Here is a 25,290-nt window from a genome sequence, read left to right as displayed (position 1 = left end):
TCTTCTTCAATTCCAGATTCCTTTTCTTCTTCAATTGATTTTGAACTTGGAAAAACTCCTTCTTCCCAACCTGGCAAAAACACAACCTCAAATTCTAAACCCTTGGCAGCATGGATTGTCATTATGTTAACTCTATTATCTTCTGCAATATTATCAGCATCACTTATTAAACTTATATATTCCAAGAAGGATTTCAAATCTTCATATTCACTCAAACTACTAATAAGCTCATGAATATTATCTATTCTCTCTTTAGATTCATGCTTTTCATCATTACTCCACATATCAATATATCCAACTTTATTCAACATATCTTTGACAATGCCAGAATTGTTTTCATTATTTATTTTTTTATTACTTTCCTCAATTATATTGATAAAATTATTCAAAGAGTTTGCTGTTTTTCCTTTGATTTTTTTCTCAGCAATCATTATTTTTGATACTTCAAACATTGATAAATTTGAATTTTTAGCAGTATTTAAAATATTCATAATAGTACTATTGCCAATTCCTCTTTTTGGGGTGTTAACAACCCTTTCAAAAGCTAAATTATCTTCTTTGTTAACAAGTAACCTAATATATCCTATACAATCTTTAATTTCCAACCTATCATAAAACTTAGTACTACCAACAATTCTATATGGTATACCTAAAAAATTAAGACTTTCTTCAAAATTTCTAGTTTGATACCCTGCCCTCACTAAAATTGCCACATCAGAAAGCTTAGTCTTCTTTAATCTTTCCAACATATCTATTTCATCTGCAATAGCCCTTGATTCTTCCTTATCATCATAATAATTTATGATTTTAACCTTATTTCCATCTTTCTTATCAGTCCACAAAACTTTAGAATGCCTATTTTTATTATTGGAAATTAAATTACTAGCTAGGTTTAAAATATGCTGAGTTGAACGATAATTTTTTTCAAGCCTTATAACTTTAGCATCTGGATAATCTTTATCAAATCTCAAAATATTTGTAATTTCTGCTCCCCTCCATGCATATATAGATTGATCATCATCCCCTACACAACAGATATTATTATGTTTTTGTGACAATGTTCTAATCCATAAATATTGCGCAATGTTTGTATCTTGATATTCATCAACTAATATATATTTAAATTTATTTTGATAATATTCGCAAATGTCTAAATTATCATTAAAAAGCCTTATATTATTTAGTAATAAATCACCAAAATCCATAGCATTAAAATTTTCCAGCCTATTTTGATATTCATTATATATTTCGCTTAATTTACCTTTTGCATAATGATCAACTTCTTGTGATGATAAATTTTTAGGCATAATAGCCCTATCTTTAAATCTATTTATATAATAAAGTAGAACCTTAGCTAACGTATTTTTATCATCTAATCCAAAATCTTTTATAAGCTGTTTAATTAATCTAATTTGATCATCTTGGTTTATAATTGTAAAATCAGTATTATATCCAATAAGTTCTGCATGACGCCTTAAAATTTTTGCAGCCATAGAATGAAAAGTACCTATATTCATAGAGCCAGAAATATTCTCTAAAAATTTCTCAACTCTTTGTTTCATTTCATTAGCTGCCTTATTTGTAAATGTTACAGCTAATATTTGTGATGGAAATGCAAAACCATTATTAATCAGGTGAATAATTCTTGAAGTTAACACTTTTGTTTTACCAGTTCCAGCTCCTGCCAAAATTAATATGGGACCATCAATATGTGAAGCAGCTTCAAGCTGTGCTTCATTTAATTGTGACAAATAATCCTCTTTAAAATTTTGCATTATTTTTTATTAATTATTTCGACAGTGGTAACTTTTCAACATTTTGTAATTTGTTTTTAATTACATTTCCTTTATATTCAGCATCCCCTATTGCTTTACTAGCTTGGTCTAATTTTACTTTTGTTTTACTTAAAATTCCAATAAAATTAGAGAATTCATGCTTTACAGTATCTAATAATTTCCAAACTTCATTCGATCTTTTTTCAATTGCTAAGGTTTTAAATCCCATTTGAATACTATTTAACAATGCTATAAGTGTAGTTGGACTGGTAATAATTACCCTATAATCACGCTGAAGTTTGTCAAGCAAACCAGGTATTCTAACTATTTCTGCATACAATCCCTCAACTGGTAAAAACATAACAGCAAAATCAGTACTATGCGGAGGCTTTATGTATTTTTCATTAATACTTTTAGCCTCTTTCTTAACTGCAATTTCTAAAATTTTCACCTGCTTTTCTATATTTGATTTATCACCATCTTCATAAAATTCTATAAGCTTATGATATTCAATCATCGGAAGTTTTGCATCAATAGGCAACAAAGTATTAGAATCTTCTTCATCTTTGTTTGGAAGTTTTAAAGCATATTCAACTCTTTGGTTACTGAGTGGATCAATTTTAGCATTTTCCTCATATTGCTCTTCACTTAAAACTTGCTTTAAAATATTTCCTAATTGCACCTCTCCCCAAATTCCCTTTGTTTTAACATTAGTTAGCACCTTCTTTAAATCACCAACACCTGTCGCTAAATTTTGCATCTCTCCAAGCCCTTTATAAACCATTTCTAGCTGATTACTAACCAATTTAAAAGATTCTCCTAATCTTTTTTCAAGGGTAGATTGTAATTTTTCTTCAACAGCCGCTCTAATTTCATCCAACTTTTTTTGATTATTTTGTTGCATGTTATTAACTTTTTCTTCCATTGATCTTCTCATGTTCTCTATTTTATTTTCATTCAGTTCTGCAATTTGAACCAATTGCTTTTGCATAGAGTCTAACTGTTTTTGCTGATTTAAATAATTGTTTTCAATTTGCTTCGTAATACTACTATGTAAAAAATTTATTTGTTTATCAAAAAAATTATTTAAAAGATTAATTGATGATTTTTGTTCTGACAAAGTATCTTTCAAAGCATCAATATTATTTGAATTTTTAATGCAGATAATGCAAAGATAAATACTTAAAGCAATTAACAGCAATAATATTATTAATAGAAGTATAATTTGTATATTCATAAATAATTAATAGAAGTATTACTTCAGATATAATAATTTTAGTAATATGTATATATTAAATTTAACTATTAATTAACCAATTAATTTTTTAAAAAAATATTTAATACCTTGAATAGACCTTTTAAAAAACCCTGCTTCATTTACATCAATACTTGTAATTAGTTCAACCTCTTTGATTAAAGTATTATTTTTACTATCCATAATCTTTAATTTACCAACAACTTCTCCCTGCTTAACAGGAGCTTTTAGTGGTTCCTGAAATTCAGTTAAAAACAATAAATCTTTCATTTTATCATAGTTATTTGGCACAGTAATAATAATTTCACTTTTTACATTTAAGGCTATTTTATTTAAATTACCATAAATAACATCACCTTCAATTACTTCCTTATGGCCTTTAAATAAAGTCAAATTTTTAAAATTTGAAAATCCAAAATTTAATAATTTTCTTGCCTCTCTTTCTCTTTCTTTTTCACTACCAAGTCCATTTATAACTGCTATAAGCCTTCTTTCTCCTTTTTTTGCACTTATGACAATTCCATGTCCACCTATATCAGTTTTACCCGTTTTTATTCCATCTACTCCATAAGCACCAATTAATGTATTTCTATTATTTTGTCTTACCTTATTAAAAGAATATCGTTTTATGGAATGGTAATGATAATACTCTGGAAAATCTTTTAATAACCTTATTGCCAATGTCACTAAATCTCTAGAGCTCATCAAATGTCCCTCATCAGGCCATCCCGTGCTATTTTTAAAAACAGAATTTTTCAACCCTAATTTTTTGGCATATATATTCATTTTATTGGCAAATGATTCTTCACTACCATCTAATGCTTCTGCTAAAGCAATCGATGCATCATTACCAGATAAAACAATCACTCCTTTTAAAAGTTCATCAACAGAAACTTTTTGTCCTGATTTCAAAAACATCTTTGAACCACCTTTTTTAGCAGCTTCATCACTTATTATAAATTTATCTGATAATTTTAAATCTCCGTTTTGTAAATTTTGAAATATAATATATGATGTCATGATTTTTGTCATAGAAGATGGAGGCATTGGTGTATTACCATTTTTATCATATAAAACTTCACCACTTTCAAAATCTACTAAATATGCAAATTTAGCACTTGTATCAAAGTTATTTGAAAAAATATTATCTTGAGCAAAATTAAAATTTATTGCTTGAGTTATAAAAACGAATATTATAAGGGTTCTATAGGCTATTAAATTAAACATCAGATTACATGAAAATTAAATTATTATTTTTTATATTATGTTATTTTTGCATTATATCTGTGCACATTCCATCACAAGCAAAAAATAATTCACAAATATTACAAAGAAATATAGGTAATTGGATAACATATATTGAAAAAAAAGGTAAGAAAAAAATATGCTATATGTATTCTAATCCTATAAAAACAATAATATTTACGGAAAAAAGGGATACACCATATATAAATTTAAACTACCTAGGTGAAAACAATTTTACAATTACTGTTAAACCAGGATTTGAGATCTCTCAAAATAATCCCATATTAATTATAATTGATGAAGAAAGAAAATATAATTTAAATAGTAAATATAAAAATTTTGCAACAACGTACAATAGCGATCAAGATAATCATATAATAAATTTATTTATCAAAGCTACATATAATTATTTTACTATTAAAAGCTATAAAACAGATGATAAATTAGCTTTAGATTATTATAGTTTATCGGGTTTCAAAGATTCATTAAAGTATTTAAAAAATAATTGTTCCTAATAATAACATGCATTTTATAGATGAAGCTAAAATATTTCTAAAAGCTGGAGATGGAGGGAATGGAGCTTCTAGCTTTAGGCGAGAGAAATATATTGAATTTGGAGGACCAGACGGTGGAAATGGTGGCAATGGAGGTTCAGTAATATTTAGAGTAGTAGAGAATTTGAACACATTAATTGATTTTAGATATAAGCAGCATTTTAAAGCTCCTAAAGGACAAACAGGTCAAGGAAAAAATAAAACTGGAAAGTCAGGTGAAGATTTAATTATTGATATACCACAGGGAACTCAAATGCTATCCGAAGATAAAAAATACATATTATATGATTTTGATCAACCTGAACAAAAAGAAATAATTATTAAAGGTGGAAGTGGTGGATTAGGAAATAGCAATTTTAAATCTTCAAGAAATCAAGCTCCAAGAAAATTTACTGAAGGTAAAATCGGCAATGAAATGTGGGTATGGCTTAATTTAAAATTACTATCAAATATTGGTTTATTAGGAATGCCTAATGCTGGCAAATCTACTTTTCTGTCCAAAGTAACATCTGCAAAGCCAAAAATTGCTGATTATCCATTCACAACTCTCAAACCTCAGTTAGGGGTTGTTTATTATGGACATAATGAGTTTACAATAGCAGATATCCCAGGATTAATTGAAAATGCAAGTTTAGGACATGGTCTTGGTATAAAATTTCTAAAACATCTAGAAAGATGTAAAATCCTTCTTCATATAATAGACATAACAAGTGATGACATAATTGATAATTATAAAATTATAAGAAAAGAATTGGAAAATTATAAAGATTTAGCTAGTAAAAAAGAACTAATATTACTCTCTAAAACAGATATGATTGATGAAGTTGCAGTTCATGAAAAGAAAAAGAAATTAGAAAAAATAACAAATAAAGAAGTAATGACTTACTCATCCATTACAAATACTGGTATTGAGATTGTTAAGAATCGTCTATTTAAAGCATTATAAAATTCATATTTTTTTACACAGCTCATCACTATTACTATCAATAACTTTCTTCAATTGAGCTAAAGCTTGTTTGTTATCTAATTTTTTATCTAATTCTGGCAGAATTTTAAAAATCACTGTGCCAGGATATTTTAACCAAGAATCTTTAGACCAAAATAAACCTGAATTTAAAGCAATTGGAATAATAGGTATATCTGGAAATTTTTTTCTAATTGCAATAATACCAGAATGGTATTCAGCTGATTCAAAAGTTCTCACACGAGTCCCTTCTGGAAAAATTATAATACTCCTCTTTTGTTTTAAATTTACTTCGCAATCTCTTAACATACTTTTTAACGCTGACATCCCTCCCTTTCTATCAATAGGAATCATACCCATTTGCTTCAAAAACCAGCCGTAAAAAGGTATACTAAGCAATTCTTTTTTTATTACATAAACTGGAAAATTTAAATATTGCTGAAAAAAACCTGTTTCAAGAACAGATTGATGTTTGCAAGCAATGATGAAAGGCTCTTTAGGTAAATTTTTTAGTCCCCTTAATTCTATTTTAATATTACAAATCGCTTTTAATCCATAAATTAAACCATAAGACCATATTGTGCCTAAAACTGCCATAACTTTAGGTTTTTTAAAAAAAACCAACGGAGATAATATGCTGCAAGTTATAATTGTCCAAACTGGCAAAAAAATATTAAAAATTAATGACCTAATGTAAACTAAAATTAAATTACTATTTTTCATATTTTTTTAAATAATCTTTTGATTTTAATAAATCTCGCTTTGTATCTATACTTATATTAGGGTCGTTAGTTATTACAATTTTGACTTTCATACCATTTTCTAACGCCCTTAATTGCTCTAATTTTTCATTTTTTTCTAATGGTGATTGAGGTAAACATACAAACTTCTCAAGAGAATTTGCTTTAAATCCATATATTCCAATATGTTTATAATTTTCATCTAACCTCACCGGATATCTAGTAAAATAAAGAGCGTAATTTTGGTAACTTTTAATAACTTTTACAGCATTAATGTTATTTATGTCATCTTCTATATCATTAATTTTAGAAGCAGCAGTGGCTATATCAATATCTTGTTCATCATTCAAAACATCATTTACTTTTTTTATAGTCATTGAATTGATATGTGGCATATCACCTTGTAAATTTATGATGTTGTCATATTCTTCATTTAAATTTTTATATGCTGCATAAACTCTATCTGTACCGGAAGGAAGCATTGGATCAGTACTTATATAATTAAAATTATAAGAATTTATTAAGTTTCCTAGCTCATCATTACAACCTGCAACAACAACTTTCCCTATATTTGCTTCTAAAGCCTTATTATAGACCCTGATTATCATTGGTATTCCTTTAATATTAATCAAAGGTTTTTTTGGCAAACGAGTTGAATCAAGGCGTGCAGGTATAATAATAATAGATTTTCGAAAAGTGTTCATCTTAAATAATTATTATCTCTTCTAGTGAGTAATTTGATTATACACATCATTAATTATATTTTGTATATCCTGAGAATCCACTATTTTTTTACTATTCTTAGTATTTTGCAGTTTTACCAAAAGATGAATAATATTCAATATTTTATCATGTTTAACTCTTAACCTATTTTTAAATTGATTATATAAATTAGATAAAAGCTTTTTTCTATCTAGATACGCATATGATACAGATTGCCTTAAGATTTTATTTGCATCTTCTATTGTTAAGAGTTTATTATTTTTCATCAATGAATAAATATAAGGCTCAGAGTTATCATTAAATAAATGCCACTTCTTTTGTTTCCAATATATATTTGATCTAATAACATCCGCACTACTAGATAGGTCTCCATCTAAAACTTTTATTGCTTTATCATCATCATTAACCTCAAAAAGTGCTTGAGCATAAATATGAGTTCTTACAATTTTAATTTGATCAGGATAATTTTTTAATAAACTTTCATTAATTAATTCAACAACCTTTTTAGGCTTACGTAGTTCCAAATATACATTTAATAACTTATTCAATACCTGCTCTTTCTCATATCCATTTAATCTATATTTATATTGGTGATCTAAAATCTTAGATGCCCTATCTAATAAATCTAAGTCAATTAAATAATTTACCAACTTTAAAGCTATTTTGTCCCCTATATTACCAATAAGGTTTAAGTAACTAAATTCATCAAATATTGCCACTTTTTGGAAAGCATCATATTTATCTCCAACTTCACTTAGAAAAATACTTATAAAAGTAGTTGTCATTTTCTCTTTTGCTTCTAAGGCTTCAAAACTATTATGAAAATATTCTATAATGGTTTGCCAAGTTAATAATGCATTAATATAATCCTCAACCATGTAATATAATTCAGCAGTTCTTTTTAAAACTGTTATTTCAAATTCTGAATTCCTAATTTTAAAATCTAAATATAATAATTGCTCAATACCCTCTTTAATGCTTATTTTTTTATTCTTAATTTCTAAATCAATCAACTCATATTCACACTTTGGGCTAAAATAAAATGAACCATCTATATTTTTACAATTTGTTAACAATTTTATGACATCATTATTATTCTCAGCTAATTTTTGTAAATTTGCTTGTTCATAATAAAATTCAGCTAAATTTTCCCTGGTTAAATTAATTTTTGATAAATTTTTAATAATATCTTTAGCTGCATTAAAATATTTATTTTTAATCAAAAGTCTAAGTTCAAATAGTTTAATTTTTATGAAAATATTTTCAGGATAATTTTTCAAAAAAGCACTATTATTATCAGAAAAAATTTCAATTAAACTACCACTTATTTTTTGAGGTTTATTATTCAATAAATTAATAATATCATTCCAAAACCTGACTTCCTTTAAATTCTTTGTTGGAACAGAAGATATATCTATTTTACTTATTAATTCATAAGCTTTATCAAATCTGTTGCTCATCACATTAGATACTGCATATGCCAATAAAAAATCATATTTGTTGGCTAATAATGGATTATTATATATTGAAAATTTTAATTGAGAAGTTGATTCAGGGTAGTAACCATTAGCTAAGTTAAGTAAAGCAAGATTAATTCTAAAATTGTATTTTTCATCAACTGAGCTATTATATATTTCTGATTGTATTAATTTTTGATCATTGATATATTCTTCCAAACCCTTTCTGTAAGGTTTTATACATAGGATACAATCTTCACTTTTAAATTTTTTTAATTTTGTAAACCCAGGGGTCTGAAATATAGAATTAATTAATGAAGACCCATATTTTGATGATATGTTAAGTCCATTTTTTGAAGTAATCCAAAATAAATTATCATTTTTATTAAACAAAAGTTCACTAGATTTTTCAGAAATAGCAACTCCTTGTATTGAAGGCAAAACATCTAAATCAACAAAAGTAAATTCATTTTTTATACCATACTGATAAGAATTTGTTGTTAGAACTGTAATTTTACCTTTATTTAAGGGGTCAATAAAAGAAATTATCTTTCCAGTTTTTAAATTTTCAATATCAAACTCTATTTTAGAAGTTGGTTCTTCAAAAGGTTTAGATACAAAATTAATAATTTTTGATTTAACTTTCTGAGGAAATATCTTAATAATAAATGAATTCATGTCTTTATATACCAAGAAATACTGATGATTTATTTTCTTTTCAACTAATTTAAAAACTATAGCTAAAGAATCATCTCCTATTTTATAATGATAAAAATCATCTACCAACGCATGATCAATAACGTGTTTATTGACATATTCATTTAAAATTTTGACATTTACAGGAACATATTTATCAAAAATAACATACAAATAGTCATTTTTTATATACGAAGCTATATTTACAGTTTCATCCCATGGAAATATTATTTTTGTATTTTCAATATTTTGATTTACAACAACGTCAAGTCGCTTAGGAATAAATTTATGTGTTTTAATCTTTGATTTTGAATTATCAAGCTCTATTTTTTTTATATTTGAGGTAATTTTTTTAACTTTTTTTGCCTTAACTTTCTTCTTAGGAATATTTTTTAGATGCTGTAATAAATTATATGGTCCAATACTATCATCTGCTAAAGCAACGTTAAACTCAAGGGAAAATAATATAATTAATGTAAGTAATATTATTCTAAAGGTCTTTAATTTCACAAGCAAACTATATTTAGTAAAAACTATTTGATAAACTCAAGCTTACTGATAATATTCATTTTGTAAATTATAATATTATTTTTATGAAAAATATTAAAATAAAAAATAGAATTGCTGTTGTTATATATAATTTAGGTGGTCCAAATAGCAGAAATGATATTGAATTCTTTTTATTCAATTTATTTAACGATAAAAATATTATAACTATTCCTAATCCTTTTAGATATCTTTTAGCAAAATTAATATCTAAACTTAGAAAAAAAGAAGCCACTCTTAATTATAATAAACTTGGCGGAAAATCTCCTTTACTTAAAAATACAATTAAACAAAAACAAGCTCTTGAAAAAATACTTGATAAAAGTACCCATAAAATTTTTATCAGCATGAATTTTTGTAATCCTTTGCCCTATCAAACAGTTAAAGAAGTTGAAAACTTTAATCCTACAAAAATTGTTTTAGTTCCTTTATATCCACAATTCTCTACTACAACGACTGCATCTTTTTTAGATAAATGGAATAAAGCTTTCAGTAAATCTACATTAACATGTCCTCAAAAAATCATTTGTTGCTACTATTCTCAAAAAGAATTTATTGAATCGTCTAAAAAGATTTTCTTAAACATATATAACAAGGCCACAAAAGAAAATGGAAAACCATATGTTATCTTTGTTGCCCATGGTCTACCTGAAAAAATTATTGAATCAGGAGATCCTTATCAATGGCAAATTGAAAATACAGTTAAATTAATTGTTGAATCAGCAAACATCAAAAACTTAGATTATATATTAGCTTACCAAAGCAGAGTTGGACCTGTTTCATGGATTAAACCTTATGCAGATGAAGTTATAATCAAAGAATCAAAAATGAATAAAAATATCCTAATAGTCCCTATATCTTTTGTATCTGAACATGTTGAGACCTTAGTAGAGCTTGATTTAGAATATAAGGAACTAGCTGAATCAAATGGAGCAAAATCATATTATAGAGCAAAAACAGTGAGTGAAGATGATGTTTTTATAAAAGGATTAAAAAATTTAATTATCAATGATAAAAGTAGTTGTGAAACCTGCCCTAAGAAATTTAATAAATGCTATAAAATTAAAAACTAAACAATTAGATGCATAAAATTGATTTTATTTATTCTAATAAACCAATTGAATATGAATTTTCAATGAAATTTATGAAAAATAAAGTAGAAAAAATTATTTCTTCTAAAGAAAATCAGGCAATATGGCTATTAGAGCATCCTAATATTTACACACTAGGAAGAAGCGCAGTGAAATCTGACATTAAAAATAATATTAATATTCCATATATTGATACAGATCGAGGTGGTAAAATAACTTATCATGGACCAGGACAAAAGATTATTTATATTATGTTAAATTTAAAAGAAATCTTTAATAATCAACCAGATATAAAATTATTTATTAATATGTTAGGGAAATGGATAATCACTATACTTAACAAAAACAATATTTTAGCTTATATAGATAATGAAAACATTGGAGTATGGGTAAAAGATAACAATATTAATAAAAAAATAGCATCTATAGGAATCAAATTAAAAAAATGGATCTCATATCATGGTATTGCATTAAATATTAACCCAAACATGAGCTATTTTAATAATATTAATCCTTGTGGAATATTAAATTGTAAAATGACATCTATTTATAAAGAAAATAATAAATTAATTGAAAATTATAAATTAAATGAAATGATCAAAAATACATTTTTAAAAAATTTTAATTTTGAATTAGGAAATGAATATAAAATTTAAATTATTTTTACCTTTTCTTACTTTGCTCTTAATCGTAACTTTATTTAGTTTTAAGCTTATTTTTAATAAAAGTACTGATAGTGTTATTAAATTAAAAAATGAGGAATTACTTTTTCACAAAACAGTAAGCATTTTTACTGAAAATGAAGTGAAATTTAAACAAAATAATAAATATATAATACTTAATTTTTTTTCAACAAATTGCGAGCAATGTATAAATAAATTATCTGAATTAGAGCATTTAAATAAAAAAGGAATAAAAATTTATGGTATAATGGTAGGTGAAAATAAAAATAATTTAACAACTTTATTAAATAAATTTGGAAATTGTTTTGAAGATATATTAATGATTAATTATAAGACATATAAAAATATTGGATATAATAAATTACCAGTGACTATTATTCTCAAAGATAACAAAATAGTATATAAATTTGAAGATAATCTTAAATATCAATTAATAGAAAAAATTATTTTAAATGAAGATAGAAATTAATACAGAATATAAACAAATCAATTCACTAAAGAGAATTGTTAAAAATCTAAATAATGAAATATCAAATTTGATTATTGAGAAAAATAATATAATTAAAATAATAGATACATTAAATATAAAATTAAAAAATTTAATTAAAGAAATTGAAGAAGAAAAAACTCTATCAAAGCAAATTTTAAATTTTGAATTTGGAAAATTTTTTGAATTATCAAAACAAAAAATGAATAAAATTATTGATGAAAAAGACCTTAATAAATCTAAGCTTGAATTGTTAATTGAAGATTTAAAAACAAAATATGATGAACAAAAAAAGTATGAAAATCTATTAGAAAAATCTAAAGATAGAATTGATTATGCAAATAATCTTACTGAACAAAAACATTTAGATGAAATATCACAACATAGACATATTCAAAATAAATTTTAATTATAAAATTAACTTTTTCACATACTTATTAAAACAATAGTTTTTCCTTGATTTATATTGCTACTCATAATTTGCATGTCTCATCATTATATAAATTTTCTGACATAAGTTAAATAATTGTAAAAATATAAATTTCACTCTAGACATTTTAAAAATACTATTATATAAAAAATGTGTATTAATCCTCGGTAGCTCAGTGGTAGAGCAAACGGCTGTTAACCGTTCGGTCGCTGGTTCGAATCCGGCCCGAGGAGCCATTTAAGTGTACTTCATGATTATTTGTTGGAATGTAAATTCGATATCTTCTAGGTTAAATCACCTTATTAAGATTGTTAAAGAGCATAATCCCAAAATAATTTTATTACAGGAGCTCAAATGCACTCAAGAAAAATTTCCTTATGATATATTAGAAGATTTAGGTTATAATATTAAGATTTTTGGTCAAAAGACATATAATGGTGTTGCTATTTTAAGTAAATTCCCTTTAGAAGACACAATCATTGGACTTGAAGGTATGAGTAATGAGCAAGAAGCTCGTTATATTGAAGCTACAATAACGATTAACAAAACATGCTATAAAATAATTTCAGCATACATTCCCAATGGCTCTGAAGTAGGTTCAGAAAAATTTATATATAAGCTGGAGTTTTTTAAAAAGCTTGAGAAAAGACTTATAAAATTGATTGGTTATGGTGAAAACGTAATTATTGGAGCAGATTTTAATGTTGCTCCAGAAAAGATTGATGTTTTTAACCCAAATCACTCTGATGGAAAATTATTATTTAGTATTGAAGAAAGAAAAAGTTTTAGACGCTTATTAAATTTAGGTTTAATTGATACCTATAGAGAGTTTAATAAAGAAGTGCAACAATTTAGTTGGTGGGATTATAGAGCTGGCAGTTGGCAACATAATAAAGGCATGCGAATAGATCATATCTTAGTATCACCTAGAATGGCAGATAAAATAATTACTACAGGAGTATTAGCAGAAACTAGAGGGTGGGAAAAACCATCTGACCACGCCCCTGTTTATATAGAATTTTAACTTCAAGAGCTCATAATTATTATCTTATCAATTATTTATAGATAGTATCCTGTATTTAATAATCAAATCTATATTGAAGTATATTTAAATAATCTGTATTATAAGCATCTATTCACGATAAATTTAATTCATCACTATGATTTTATGCAAAGATATCTCTATGCATTTTGGAGGTAAAAAACTTTTTGATAATGTTAGCTTTACTTTGAAGACAAATAATAAATATGGCCTAATTGGAGCAAATGGATCAGGAAAATCAACCTTAGTTAAATTAATTAAAGGTGAGGAAGAGTTAACTTCAGGTGATATAGTCATCAGTGAATTATTGAAAATTAGTGCTTTGAGCCAGGATCAATTTAAATATGAAAATGATAGAATAATTGATGTCGTGATTCAAGGGAATGAAATCTTATGGGATGCAATGAAAGAACAAGATGCATTAAGTAATAAAAGTGATGTTACTAATGAAGAAGGCTATAGAATTGCAGAATTAGAATCTATTATATATGAAAATGATGGTTATACTGCAGAATCAAACGCTGAGATAATTTTACAAGGACTTGGCATTGATGAGAAAGATTTCAAAGAACCTCTTAAAAAATTATCTGGTGGTTATAAAATTAGAGTTTTGCTTGCGCAATGTCTTTTTTCAAACCCTGATATACTGCTATTAGATGAACCAACAAACCACTTAGACATACTATCAACACAATGGCTAGAAGATTTTTTGAAAAAAAAATTTAAAGGAATTTTATTATTAATATCTCATGACCACGATTTTTTAAATTCAACATGTAATAATATCTTAGATATTGATTATAATACAATCACACTATACTCAGGTAATTACGATCATTTTATTAAAGAAAAACAAAATATAGCAGAGCAAAAAGAGTTAGAAAAAGCTTCAGTAGAAAAGAAAATAGCTAAAGATAAGGTTTTTATAGAGAAATTTAGATCCTCTGCTGCACGTTCTAAACAAGCACTTTCAAGAGAAAAAAAAGTTCAAAAAATAGATGTTCCAGAACTTATGCGTAGCTCAAGAATTGCTCCTAAGTTTTTATTTAAACAAAAGGAAAAATCCGGTCAAGAAGTGTTAGATATTTCAGAGCTTTCACAATCTTTTAAAGAAAATCCATTATTTCAAAATTTATCTTTTAAAGTAAATAGGGGAGAAAAAATAGCTGTCTTAGGTATAAATGGTATAGGAAAATCAACATTACTTAAAACTATGCTAGAACTAATAACTCCTACAAATGGAAGTATAAAATGGGGACATAATACAAAATATTCATATTTCTCACAAGATCATCATGACTTAATAAAGGGTAATGTTTCAGCAATAGACTGGTTAATGGATGCCACTAATGAATCAAATATTAGTACTATAAGAGGAGCGCTTGGAAGAATGTTGCTAACACAAGATCAAGTTGATAAGCTAGTTAATGTATTAAGTGGTGGAGAAGCTGCAAGATTATTATTTGCAAAAATCACACTTGAAAAAGCTAATATTCTAGTACTTGATGAACCTACAAATCACCTAGATTTAGAAAGTAGAATAGTACTTGCAAATTCATTGAAATCTTTTGAAGGAACAATTATATTTGTAAGTCATGATAGACATTTCATATCCACAATTGCGGATAGAGTTATTTTTATGAATAAAGGAAGAACTATAGATTTTCCAGGTAAATATAATGAATTTAGGAAAAAATATAGTAAATTTTTTGAAGTTTAAAGGTTTATGATAAGTCTAATTCACTTAAGTAAATTTTATGTCTAAAGTTATAATACTTTTTAATAGCATATTTATATAATGAAATTTGTATATAAATATGATATTATTACTATGTAAAAAACATCGATAGATATGTCTAATATTATACATCCAATTTACATAAATAGAATATCTACTGTAAGAAAAACAAACAAAAAAGACGGTAAAAAAAATTTCAAATTAGAAAATACATCTACAGTAAAAAATTTAAATAAATCTGATCATAAACAAGAAGTAAGCTCTGAAAATTTATACTTTTTACAGGCAAATGCTAGTGAAATAAATAAGGATAAAGATTTAAATTATGGAAACAATTTGTTAGATCTATTAGCTAAATATAGGAAATCAGTATTACTTTCAAAGCCATCAACCAAAGAGCTATATGAAATAAAAACAACTCTTGAGATGTATAATAAATCTTCTTCTGATACTAAAATTAATAATATAATTCAAGAAATTGAAACTTTAGCAAATGTAGAACTTGCAAAAAGAGGCATAATATAAAATGTCATTCTTTAGTTTAATCTCTAAAATCCTACCTTTATATATAATCACTGTACAAGGCTATATTGCTGGAAGATTACATGAAATTGACACAAAGTCTTTAAGTAAATTAATGTTTCATTTTTTAATGCCTGTTATTTTCTTTGATGTGGCATTAAATACAAAACTTGAATTAAGATATATTCTTCTTCCAGTTCTATATTTTATATTTTGTGTAATTTTGCGCACAGTATCTCTCTTTATTGGTTCAAAATTCTTTGATGATGGAAGGGAAAAAATTATTGGATACGCAGCAGGAAGTGTTAACATAAGCAGCTTAGGGCTTTCTATTGCTATGTTAATTTTTGATAATAACTATATAAGAATCTTTATGTTATCAACAATTGGGTTCATGACTTATGTATATACTGTAGGTAATTACACAATATCTAATAATATTAAATCAAGTAAAAGAAGATTGCCATATCTTTTAAAATTACCACCAATGTATGGCTTTGCCATTGGCATTATAGCAAATATTAGTGATATAAGGTTATTTGATGGATTTAATAATTTATTTTCACAGATGAGAGCTGCTTATTTAGTATTAGGCATGATGATTTTTGGATTAAGTTTAAGCAAAGTAAAATTAAATGGTGGTGTTAAATTTATAAGCATTTTTGTTTTATCAAAAACACTAATATCTCCATTACTATATTTATCATTTATATTATTAGATAAATTTGTATTTCATATTTATGATAATGAAATGTATAAATTATTTTTTCTTTTGTCAGCTTTGCCTCCAGGAGTAGATTGTATTATAACTTGCAATTTATATAATAAATTTCCTGAAAAAGCAGCCATAGCTTTATTAGTAAGCACAATTATATCTACCATATACATACCATTTTTCTTACAGTTTTTTAATAATGCAACGTAAACTAAATTTAAAAACTCCTTATCAAGTTAATGAAGATGAGCTAATTGTTTCTTTAGCTAACATAGAAATATATAAGTCTATTTTTAAATGGGATAAATGGGTTAATAATAGAATATTAATTATTGGCTCAGAAAAATCAGGCAAAACATCTTTTGCTAATTTATGGCGAAATACTGTAAATGCAAAGATTATAAAAAATATTGATAACTTAGAAGATAATCAAAGAGTAATTGTTGATAACATAGAAAATTTTAATGAACTCAATTTAATAAATATAATCAATTTCACTCAAGAAAGATCACTATCATTATTAATGACTTGTTCAAAATATCCATCTTTTAAACTTAATGATCTAGCATCAAGAATTAAATCAACATATAAATTAATTATTAAAGAGCCTGATGAAAATTTAGCAAAACTACTATTGAAAAAATTCTTTAAACAACGACAAATTAAAATTTCTGAAGAAGTTATTAATTACATCTATAATAACATTCAAAGAAAATACTCTTCTATTGAACAAATAGTAAGTCTTTTAGATAATCAATCAATTATTCAAGGAAGAAAACTTACAGTTAAATTTATACAAGATGTATTTAAAAAATTTAACATTGCAAATGAAGAATAATATTCAAGATTATATTATAAATATAATAAAAAATCATGGGCCTCTTACAATAGATAGAATTATCCAGATTTCATCAAATTATTATTATTCAAATTTTGATTCAATAGGAGAAAAAAGTGATTTCATTACTGCACCTGAAATTAGCCAAATGTTTGGTGAAATAGTTGCAATATATTTGATTGATACATGGTATAGAAAATTTAATAAACCGTTAACATTAGTGGAATTAGGGCCAGGAAATGGAACCATGATGCATGATATTCTAAGAACAGCTAAACAATTTAAAAATTTTTATAGCAATATTAAAGAAGTAGCATTAATAGAAACAAGTCCATATTTAGTAAACAAACAAAAATCTCGATTAAAGGATTTTAATAATTTAAATATCACTTGGTATACAAATATTGATGATGTAAAAGGAGATAATTATTTAATCATTGCAAATGAATTTTTTGACGCACTTCCTATCAAACAATTTTATTATAAAGATAATAAAATTTTTGAAGTAGTTATATCCTTAAGTGATAATAAATTAATCTATGGATTAATAGAAAATTCTTCAAATTTAATCACCAATAGCCATTTTAAAAACTCTCAATTCATTGAAATCTCTGATTATAGAAAAAAATATACAGACCATATATCTAAAAAAATTTCAAATGATAAAGGCATTGCATTGATTATTGATTACGGCTATTTAAAAAATCCAAATAAAAGCACCTTACAAGCTGTAAAAAATCATAAAAAAGTTAATTTACTTGATAATATTGGCTATGCTGACATCACCTCTTTAGTTAATTTCACAGATATAAAAAACGATTTTATTAAAAATAATATATCGTCAAACATATTAGACCAAAGTGAATTTTTAACTAAAAATGGTATTATAGAAAGAGCTGAATCTCTAATAAAGTCTAGAGCTTCACGTGAAAAAATTAATTTTCAATTAAATAAGTTAATAGCAAATGATGAAATGGGCACTTTATTTAAAGTACTTACAACCTCCCCTACTTTTTGAATACAATTTAATCTAATTCAGTCTGTTATTATATTATGATGAATATATTCTTCAAATTAAATTAATAATTGGACTTTTTTAAGCATTCTCATTATGGAAACATTACTTGTAGGTATATTTGTATCTTTTATATCAAACCATTTTAACTCATTTGACTCTTTATTTTTTTTCATTGATTCTCTTTCAGCAATTAAAAGAAATCTGCAATCAAAGTGATAATGCGAAGGTTCATCTTTGATTTTAGGAATTATATGAATATCTAAATCAAATATATTTTCAAAATGTAAATGAAAATTATTTATTCCTGACTCTTCCCTTGCTTCTTTTAATGCTACTCTTATTACATCATTATCTCCATCACAATGTCCGCCAAGCTGGAACCATCTATTTAATTTTTTGTGATGCATCAACAAAAATTTCGACATATTTTTATTCATAATAAATGCAGATGCAGTAAAATGACCTAATTTATTAGATCTACTAAAGTGATTCTCTGAATTATAAATAAATTCCAACATCTGATCTTTATATACCATTTCTCTCAAGTCTAGTGCCTTATAATTTTTAATTAACTCTTCAATATTTTTAGTGTTAGATATATTCATCTGATTTTAGTTATTTGTTTCTTTAGTCTTTATTTTATATATTACATAGAGATTATTTGGTAGCATTTCTACCTACTTTAAAATCCACAGACTATTAAATTGCAAATAACATACCCCTACCCCCATAAAACATATCCTTGATTTCTTATAGTTTGCAAAAATTCTGGTGATTTAGGATTTTTTTCTATTTTAGTCCTAAGCCTAGTAATTTGAGTATCAATAGTTCTAGCGTTGATATTATTTAATTGCTTAGCTAATTCCTCTCTTGAAATAACAATATTAATATTCTTAGTAAAAATATTTAATAAGTCCCTTTGACTAGTAGTTAAGGATATTAACTTACCATCAGATGATAAATTTTTATTTTCTAAATCAAATTCAAAATTTCCAAATTTTACTTTTGTTTCAACACTTGATTCTTTTTTAAATCTTGAGATTATTTTCTCAATCCTAATAAGCAGTTCTTTTGGTTCAAATGGCTTAGCAATATAATCCTCAGCACCACTTTCTAAACCATTTATCCTATCATCCACATCTGCTAAAGCTGTTAGCATTATGACAGGAGTATTAAAAAATTTCCTCTTTAAAAACTCTATCCCTGTTTCATTAGGCATTAGAACATCTAATATAATTAGATCAAATTGAAATATATCTAACAATTCATCTGCCATAACAGTATTATTAGCTATGCTTACAATATAATTATTTTTATTCAAATACTCAGATAAAAGCTGACCTATTTCTTCATCATCATCAATTAATAATATATGATACTGCATATATCATTATTCTATAATTTTTGGAACAACATAAAACCCATATTTACTTTTTGGCACATTTTTTAAAACATCATCCCTAGAATTTTTATCAATTACCTCGTCTTCTCTTAATCTTAAATTATTTTCAATAACATTATACAATGGTTTAACATCTTTTGTATCTACACCTTTTAACTCATCAAATAAATCAATAATTTTACACATATCACCAATATATGTCTCTAATTCTTCTTCACTACATGAAATACTTGATAACTTTATTATTTTTTCAACTTCAGATTTACTTATATCCATTATAATATATATTAATCAATGCTATATAATATCTTTTTACTAATATGATTTTTGAAAGTAAAGATGAATTTTTAAATAAACTGAATAAATTAGAAAATTTTAAAGTATTAGGCATCGATTTTGGTACTAAAAAATCAGGCTTGGCTATTTATAATAGCAGTATTAAAATAGTGACACCTCTTCAAATTCTGCAAAATATCACTCAAAATTTCAATAAATTATTAGAGCTAATAGATGAAAATTGTATTAATGGAATTATTGTAGGGAAGCCAGTAAAATTAAATGGCCTTGATACAGAAAACATCAATCAAATAAATAAACTTGTGAAATTACTATCCAATGAAACAAAATTACCAATAATTCTCGTTGATGAAAGATTCACCACCTCCTTAGCCAACACACTTATGAAGCAAGCAAACATTAAAAGGAAAGAAAGGAATAAAATTGATGACCTTGTATCTGCATCCATAATACTTGAAGAATTTTTTTATTAATTTTTGCTTTCTTAACCAAATCTTAACGTTTTTCTTAAAAACCTTAACGTAATCTTAACGTTTGAGCTATATAATGCAATTTCAACTTAAAGAAGGAGTACATAACATGCATAACATTAATTTTTAAAATGAAATAGACAATTCCACATCTACAGGAAAAATACTTAGTAGATAAATTAGAGCAATTAGCTGCAAGACTTGAAGGCTATACCTTTAATATGGTTTTTGATAATCTTGGAGCTCTTGCTGCCTATAAAATATATAAATCTGGACATACAAAGTTTGCAAATTATGCAAAATTTAAGCACTACTATCAATTTGAAGCATACGAAGCAGGGTTTGAAATAGAGGATGCTGTTAAATTTAAATATCATTGGCAAGTTATCGAAGTTGTTGAAAATAAAGTGCCAATAGATCACGTAATCAAATATCAATGGCATCTTCCAAAATTTAAACACAAAGACATCGCTCCCTTTGATGGTATTAAACAACATCAAGAATTGTCTGCGCTTATTAAGGAAAACTTTGAATTAATAAATATTAATTCACATGAATGTGAGCTAGTGCATAGGCATTATGATATGAGTGGCGATGGTCTTTTATTATCGGTATATTGTGATGTTAAAGAGCTATTAGATACTACTAATAAAAGTCAAACAATAGATCATATAGAAGAATAGATAAATTATAATATTTAAGTGAGGGGATAAAATCTTATAATCATGAAGTGCATTACCTCTCAGCAATCATCACGAAGGAGGAATGCATGCCACCCTACAGTCATCACGAGGGAGAGACGAAGTCTCGACTGTGGTGATCCAGAATTATTGCCTCACTTATGTCTTTGAGATATTCCTGGATTGCCACGAGCATTAACATACTCTCGCAATGACTATATTTTTAACTCAAATTGTATTAAATGCACCTATATAATAGCTTTTTTATCTCTTGCAACTAAACTCTTATCTACAACTTTGATTAAAATAATATTTTTTCTTTTGTTATTTTCATAAAGTGCTAAAATGGATCAAGCTAGACATAATTAAAAAATAAAATTTATGCTGAAAAAAAGTGATAAAATTTTCACTAATTTAGATGGGAAATTATCGTTTGATATTCAATCTTCAATCAAAAGAGGCATTTGGCATAATTATAAAAAAAATTTAAAAAAATCACCTGATGATATCATAGAAGAAGTTAAAAAATCTGATTTAAGAGGCAGAGGTGGCGCTGGCTTTTCTACAGGCATGAAATGGTCATTTATGCCAAAAGAAGAAAAAAATGGCATGCCGTCCTATCTCATTGTAAATGCTGATGAAAGTGAGCCAGGCACTTGTAAAGACAGAGATATCATTCGTTATGAACCACATAGAGTTGTTGAAGGCAGTGTTTTATCTGGCCTAGCAATAAGAGCTAAAGCAACCTATATCTATATTAGAGGCGAGTATTACAATGAGTCAGTTATCTTACAAAAAGCCATTGATGAAGCATATGAAAAGGGATTTTTAGGAAAAAATATTTTAGGAACTGGCGTTGATTACGATATTTATATTCATCGAGGAGCTGGTGCTTATATATGCGGAGAAGAAACAGCATTATTAAACAGTTTAGAAGGCAGAAAAGGAATGCCAAGGTTAAAACCTCCAGCTTTTCCAGCTGTTGTTGGTGTATGGGGTTGCCCTACTACAGTTAACAATATAGAAACAATTGCAGTTGTACCTGAAATCTTAAAACGTGGAGCTGATTGGTTTGCATCTATAGGCAGACCTAAAAATACTGGAACAAAGGTTTTTTGCATTTCTGGACACGTTAATAAACCATGTAATGTTGAAGAATCAATGTCTATACCTCTAAAAGAATTGATTGAAAAACATGCAGGAGGTGTTAGAGGTGGATGGGATAATTTACTTGCTGTGATACCTGGAGGCTCATCGGTACCAGTTATTCCAAAAAAAATATGTGAAGATGTATTAATGGATTTTGATAGTTTAAAAGAATCAAATACAGCACTTGGAACTGCTGGTGTTATTGTTATGGATAAATCTACTGATATAATTGAAGCTATTGCAAATTTATCAAAATTCTACATGCATGAATCATGTGGGCAATGCACACCTTGCAGAGAAGGCACTGGATGGCTTTATAGAATCATGACTAGATTAGTAAAAGGTGATGCAAAAATTGAAGAAATTGATTCAATAATAGAACTTACTAAGCAAATTGAAGGACATACTATATGTGCATTGGGTGATGCTGCAGCTTGGCCTATACAAGGATTAGTGAGACATTTTAGACCTGAAATAGAAAAAAGAATTAAAAATTTCCGCAATAAAAAATCTGCAGCTTAGTTAAAAGTATATTTCACTTATAAAAGCAACAATCAATTTAAGAAATTTATTGATTTATAATTATAAATCAATATAAAGAACAAATTATGTATTTAACTAGCTAAATAATGTTAAATATTAAGAGTTCAAAACTTCTTATATCATCTTTGATATATTATTTAAATTCCTTTATCTTTTGATTTATTTTGATTTTCACTTAATATTTTCTCTGAGTGCGGCCCTTTTGTCATAGATAGTAAAGTAAATTTTTCAATTAGCTGACTTGCTACAGAATGTTGATTTTCACGAGCATAATCTAATGGAGTTTTACCTTCGTTATCTTTCTGTGACAATAATTTATCCAAATCACCATTCATTTGCAATATATCAATTGTTTGTAGTTGCCCTTCCATATCTCTCTCTTTAAACTGTTCAGCTAACATATGTAATAAATTTTGACCTTTATTATTAGTTTTAGTAACATCTGCACCTTCACTTATTAAGTATTCAACAGAATCGCCTCTACCATATTCTGCAGATTTCATAAGCACTGTTTCACCATACTTGTTTTGAATATTAATATCAGCGCCAAATCTATCCACCACTTCTTTAAGCATATTTGATGAGGCGAATAAACTATGTAAAACTCCTTGGCCATTTTGATCCAAAGAGTTTACATCATGAATTTTATATTCAGCTCCAAAAATATTGTATAAAAACTCAAATAATTTTTCTAACATAGTATATTGACTACTATCTTTGACATTACTTTCAAATAGTTTTATACCCTCAGTGTCCAAAAAATGTTTCAACAAATCAAGTCCATCTTCTGAATTAGATATAGCTTTTATTGGATCTAAACCAGAACCTTTATACACTTCCATTTTATCACGTATTTCCTCAATTCGATCGCTAGTTAATCCCACCATCTTGAACCCCTCTTAAAAATTAAATAAACTTTATTTATGATATTTATAATTTTTTTATTAATCAACAAAATATTATTAATTTATTCTTTAAGAATTTATTAAACACAACTATTCACAATTTTTAAGCAAAAGTTCAAATTATTTTATTTTTTATATAATAAAAAATATAATTTAATAATATGTTTGCAATTAATATTATTTTAGGTATATTTTATCTTAACTAAGTAAAAAGCGGGCGTAGCTCAGTGGTAGAGCACAACCTTGCCAAGGTTGGGGTCGAGGGTTCGACTCCCTTCGCCCGCTCCATTATGGGGGCATAGCTCAGTTGGTAGAGCATCTGCTTTGCAAGCAGAGGGTCATCGGTTCAAATCCGTTTGCCTCCACCATCTTTTATTATTTTATCGCCACTTCTCCATTAATATTATTTTCAAATTGTATATAAATCTTATAATTTCAGTTTTAATTATAAAAACAAATTTCTGTAATTTATCTTTTTTTACTTTAATATTTTTAGTATCCTTTACATTATTTATTTCTGAATCCCCGAATGTTTGATAAACAATTCTTGGCTCAATACCTGCAAATTTAACATCAAATTCCCATGACCTTAAAAAATAATGATCAACAGGCATTTTAATAGGAAGTGAACTTTTCAGTTGCTTATATGCTGCATCTCTATTAATTAAATATGCTCCAGCATGACTAATATTAAATAAATAGTAATTCAAAGAATATTTATTAATAATTTTTTTAATTTTTATTGGAAGCCCTCCATGGGATATGTCAAAGGATAAAATATCCCATAGTTCACTTATTCTTAAAGATTTACCAATAATCTTTCTAAATAAATTTGGATTAAATGAAATATCATCCTCTAATACCAAAGCAAATTGATTGTTTGATTCTAAAAACTGCTTCCAGACTTTAAAATGTGACATTGAACAACCTATTGTACCTAATTTAGGAGAATGTCCTAAATATTTGTTATAATTATTAAAATCAACTAGGTGATTTATCTTTTCTTTTGGAATAAAATTGCCATCAACAGCTTGTACAATTGTATATGGCATATTTAGCTGCTCTAATAAAGGCTTAATTGTCCTTAACCTATCTTTAGATCTTTTTAAATTTATTAAATAAATTCCTATGCTATCTTTTGTATAATGGCTATTGTAAGGGGTCGATAAATTATCTTTAGTTAATTTAGAATTTTGCTTATTATTTAATACATAAAAACCTGGTTTTTGAATAAATACTGCTAAAATTATTATAAAAATAGCCAAGGTTATAAGTAATAATATTCTTTTAATCATACTGCCTTTAGTTATATATATTTTTTTACT

At 26.2% G+C, this 25,290-nt stretch carries 25 protein-coding genes, 3 tRNA genes and 1 pseudogene; 18 read left to right on the top strand and 11 right to left on the bottom strand.

Features of this window, described 5'->3' with window-relative positions:
* The 3 genes and pseudogenes from h2es_RS01265 to h2es_RS01255 form a co-directional block, all read right to left on the bottom strand.
* Window positions 1–1,775: pseudogene (locus tag h2es_RS01265) on the bottom strand (ATP-dependent helicase); the annotation flags it as partial.
* A 13-nt stretch (window positions 1,776–1,788) separates the two neighbouring features.
* Window positions 1,789–3,012 carry a DNA recombination protein RmuC gene (locus h2es_RS01260; RefSeq protein ID WP_154510675.1) on the bottom strand — a complete coding sequence of 408 codons (1,224 nt, stop codon included), beginning with the start codon at window positions 3,010–3,012 and terminating at the stop codon, window positions 1,789–1,791.
* Between the two features lie 72 nt (window positions 3,013–3,084).
* Window positions 3,085–4,257 carry a D-alanyl-D-alanine carboxypeptidase family protein gene (locus h2es_RS01255; protein ID WP_154510673.1) on the bottom strand — a complete coding sequence of 391 codons (1,173 nt, stop codon included), beginning with the start codon at window positions 4,255–4,257 and terminating at the stop codon, window positions 3,085–3,087.
* Window positions 4,258–4,265: 8 nt separating this feature from the next.
* On the opposite strand from h2es_RS01255, the gene h2es_RS01250 reads away from it, so the two are divergent.
* Together h2es_RS01250 and cgtA are read left to right on the top strand one after the other, a co-directional pair.
* Window positions 4,266–4,790 carry a hypothetical protein gene (locus h2es_RS01250; protein ID WP_126044191.1) on the top strand — a complete coding sequence of 175 codons (525 nt, stop codon included), beginning with the start codon at window positions 4,266–4,268 and terminating at the stop codon, window positions 4,788–4,790.
* A gap of 7 nt (window positions 4,791–4,797) precedes the next feature.
* A complete protein-coding gene (gene cgtA, locus h2es_RS01245; protein WP_154510672.1) occupies window positions 4,798–5,775 on the top strand; it encodes an Obg family GTPase CgtA in 978 nt (325 codons plus the stop codon).
* A gap of 3 nt (window positions 5,776–5,778) precedes the next feature.
* On the opposite strand, the gene h2es_RS01240 is transcribed toward cgtA, so the two are convergent.
* The 3 genes from h2es_RS01240 to h2es_RS01230 are packed head-to-tail and all read right to left on the bottom strand — an operon-like array spanning window position 5,779 to window position 9,919.
* Complete coding sequence (locus h2es_RS01240) at window positions 5,779–6,516, bottom strand: lysophospholipid acyltransferase family protein (RefSeq protein ID WP_154510670.1); 738 nt, start codon at window positions 6,514–6,516, stop codon at window positions 5,779–5,781.
* A complete protein-coding gene (kdsB, locus tag h2es_RS01235; RefSeq protein ID WP_154510668.1) occupies window positions 6,506–7,237 on the bottom strand; it encodes a 3-deoxy-manno-octulosonate cytidylyltransferase in 732 nt (243 codons plus the stop codon). The genes h2es_RS01240 and kdsB overlap by 11 nt, the downstream gene beginning before the upstream one ends.
* 21 nt (window positions 7,238–7,258) lie before the next feature.
* On the bottom strand, window positions 7,259–9,919 hold the full coding sequence (locus h2es_RS01230) for a tetratricopeptide repeat protein (protein ID WP_154510666.1): 2,661 nt from the start codon (window positions 9,917–9,919) through the stop codon (window positions 7,259–7,261).
* Between the two features lie 83 nt (window positions 9,920–10,002).
* Here h2es_RS01230 and hemH point away from each other — a divergent pair, with 83 nt between their 5' ends.
* The 11 genes from hemH (at window position 10,003) to h2es_RS01175 (ending at window position 18,519) form a co-directional block, all read left to right on the top strand.
* Window positions 10,003–11,028, top strand: a complete 1,026-nt coding sequence (gene hemH / locus h2es_RS01225) for a ferrochelatase (protein WP_154510664.1) — start codon at window positions 10,003–10,005, stop codon at window positions 11,026–11,028.
* A gap of 8 nt (window positions 11,029–11,036) precedes the next feature.
* A complete protein-coding gene (lipB, locus tag h2es_RS01220; RefSeq protein WP_126044185.1) occupies window positions 11,037–11,702 on the top strand; it encodes a lipoyl(octanoyl) transferase LipB in 666 nt (221 codons plus the stop codon).
* A complete protein-coding gene (locus h2es_RS01215; protein ID WP_154510662.1) occupies window positions 11,686–12,198 on the top strand; it encodes a thioredoxin domain-containing protein in 513 nt (170 codons plus the stop codon). The genes lipB and h2es_RS01215 overlap by 17 nt, the downstream gene beginning before the upstream one ends.
* Entirely contained in the window at window positions 12,182–12,625 is a 444-nt protein-coding gene (locus h2es_RS01210; RefSeq protein ID WP_126044183.1) for a hypothetical protein, read from the top strand. Before h2es_RS01215 ends, h2es_RS01210 begins: the two co-directional genes overlap by 17 nt.
* 182 nt (window positions 12,626–12,807) lie before the next feature.
* Window positions 12,808–12,882, top strand: a tRNA-Asn gene (locus tag h2es_RS01205).
* 14 nt (window positions 12,883–12,896) lie between these two features.
* Window positions 12,897–13,670: an exodeoxyribonuclease III gene (gene xth, locus h2es_RS01200; protein WP_154510660.1), complete on the top strand. Its 774-nt coding sequence runs from the start codon at window positions 12,897–12,899 to the stop codon at window positions 13,668–13,670.
* A 136-nt stretch (window positions 13,671–13,806) separates the two neighbouring features.
* Window positions 13,807–15,408, top strand: a complete 1,602-nt coding sequence (locus h2es_RS01195) for an ABC-F family ATP-binding cassette domain-containing protein (protein ID WP_154510658.1) — start codon at window positions 13,807–13,809, stop codon at window positions 15,406–15,408.
* Between the two features lie 132 nt (window positions 15,409–15,540).
* On the top strand, window positions 15,541–15,951 hold the full coding sequence (locus h2es_RS01190) for a flagellar assembly protein FliX (RefSeq protein ID WP_154510656.1): 411 nt from the start codon (window positions 15,541–15,543) through the stop codon (window positions 15,949–15,951).
* Between the two features lies 1 nt (window position 15,952).
* Window positions 15,953–16,873: an AEC family transporter gene (locus h2es_RS01185; RefSeq protein WP_154510654.1), complete on the top strand. Its 921-nt coding sequence runs from the start codon at window positions 15,953–15,955 to the stop codon at window positions 16,871–16,873.
* Complete coding sequence (locus tag h2es_RS01180; protein ID WP_154510652.1) at window positions 16,863–17,501, top strand: HdaA/DnaA family protein; 639 nt, start codon at window positions 16,863–16,865, stop codon at window positions 17,499–17,501. Before h2es_RS01185 ends, h2es_RS01180 begins: the two co-directional genes overlap by 11 nt.
* Window positions 17,491–18,519 (top strand): SAM-dependent methyltransferase, encoded by a 1,029-nt coding sequence (locus h2es_RS01175; RefSeq protein ID WP_195909942.1) that lies wholly within the window; start codon window positions 17,491–17,493, stop codon window positions 18,517–18,519. The genes h2es_RS01180 and h2es_RS01175 overlap by 11 nt, the downstream gene beginning before the upstream one ends.
* Window positions 18,520–18,575: 56 nt before the next feature.
* On the opposite strand, the gene h2es_RS01170 is transcribed toward h2es_RS01175, so the two are convergent.
* The 3 genes from h2es_RS01170 to gatC all read right to left on the bottom strand — a co-directional run bounded on the left by h2es_RS01170 (window position 18,576) and on the right by gatC (window position 20,197).
* Entirely contained in the window at window positions 18,576–19,124 is a 549-nt protein-coding gene (locus tag h2es_RS01170) for an NUDIX hydrolase (protein WP_154510648.1), read from the bottom strand.
* A 116-nt stretch (window positions 19,125–19,240) separates the two neighbouring features.
* Window positions 19,241–19,903, bottom strand: a complete 663-nt coding sequence (locus tag h2es_RS01165; RefSeq protein ID WP_154510645.1) for a response regulator transcription factor — start codon at window positions 19,901–19,903, stop codon at window positions 19,241–19,243.
* A gap of 6 nt (window positions 19,904–19,909) precedes the next feature.
* Complete coding sequence (gene gatC, locus h2es_RS01160; protein WP_154510643.1) at window positions 19,910–20,197, bottom strand: Asp-tRNA(Asn)/Glu-tRNA(Gln) amidotransferase subunit GatC; 288 nt, start codon at window positions 20,195–20,197, stop codon at window positions 19,910–19,912.
* A 44-nt stretch (window positions 20,198–20,241) separates the two neighbouring features.
* Here gatC and ruvX point away from each other — a divergent pair, with 44 nt between their 5' ends.
* The 3 genes from ruvX to nuoF all read left to right on the top strand — a co-directional run bounded on the left by ruvX (window position 20,242) and on the right by nuoF (window position 23,039).
* Window positions 20,242–20,691, top strand: a complete 450-nt coding sequence (gene ruvX, locus h2es_RS01155) for a Holliday junction resolvase RuvX (protein WP_154510641.1) — start codon at window positions 20,242–20,244, stop codon at window positions 20,689–20,691.
* Between the two features lie 218 nt (window positions 20,692–20,909).
* Window positions 20,910–21,371: a hypothetical protein gene (locus h2es_RS01150; RefSeq protein WP_154510639.1), complete on the top strand. Its 462-nt coding sequence runs from the start codon at window positions 20,910–20,912 to the stop codon at window positions 21,369–21,371.
* A gap of 378 nt (window positions 21,372–21,749) precedes the next feature.
* Window positions 21,750–23,039 (top strand): NADH-quinone oxidoreductase subunit NuoF, encoded by a 1,290-nt coding sequence (nuoF, locus tag h2es_RS01145; protein ID WP_154510637.1) that lies wholly within the window; start codon window positions 21,750–21,752, stop codon window positions 23,037–23,039.
* Between the two features lie 158 nt (window positions 23,040–23,197).
* Here the strand turns inward: nuoF and h2es_RS01140 are convergent, their stop codons facing one another.
* Entirely contained in the window at window positions 23,198–23,947 is a 750-nt protein-coding gene (locus h2es_RS01140) for an ankyrin repeat domain-containing protein (RefSeq protein WP_154510634.1), read from the bottom strand.
* Window positions 23,948–24,178: 231 nt separating this feature from the next.
* Here h2es_RS01140 and h2es_RS01135 point away from each other — a divergent pair.
* Window positions 24,179–24,253 (top strand) — tRNA-Gly (locus tag h2es_RS01135).
* A 4-nt stretch (window positions 24,254–24,257) separates the two neighbouring features.
* Window positions 24,258–24,333 (top strand) — tRNA-Ala (locus h2es_RS01130).
* Window positions 24,334–24,345: 12 nt separating this feature from the next.
* Here the strand turns inward: h2es_RS01130 and h2es_RS01125 are convergent.
* A complete protein-coding gene (locus h2es_RS01125) occupies window positions 24,346–25,260 on the bottom strand; it encodes a glycosyltransferase family 25 protein (protein WP_154510632.1) in 915 nt (304 codons plus the stop codon).
* Window positions 25,261–25,290: the final 30 nt, after the last annotated feature.

This window comes from Rickettsiales endosymbiont of Trichoplax sp. H2, assembly GCF_009690945.1.
In the GTDB taxonomy this organism is placed as follows: Bacteria; Pseudomonadota; Alphaproteobacteria; order Rickettsiales; family Midichloriaceae; genus Aquirickettsia; species Aquirickettsia rohweri.
Note: the sequence above shows the minus strand (reverse complement) of the source record. Positions and strands in the feature narration are given on the sequence as shown.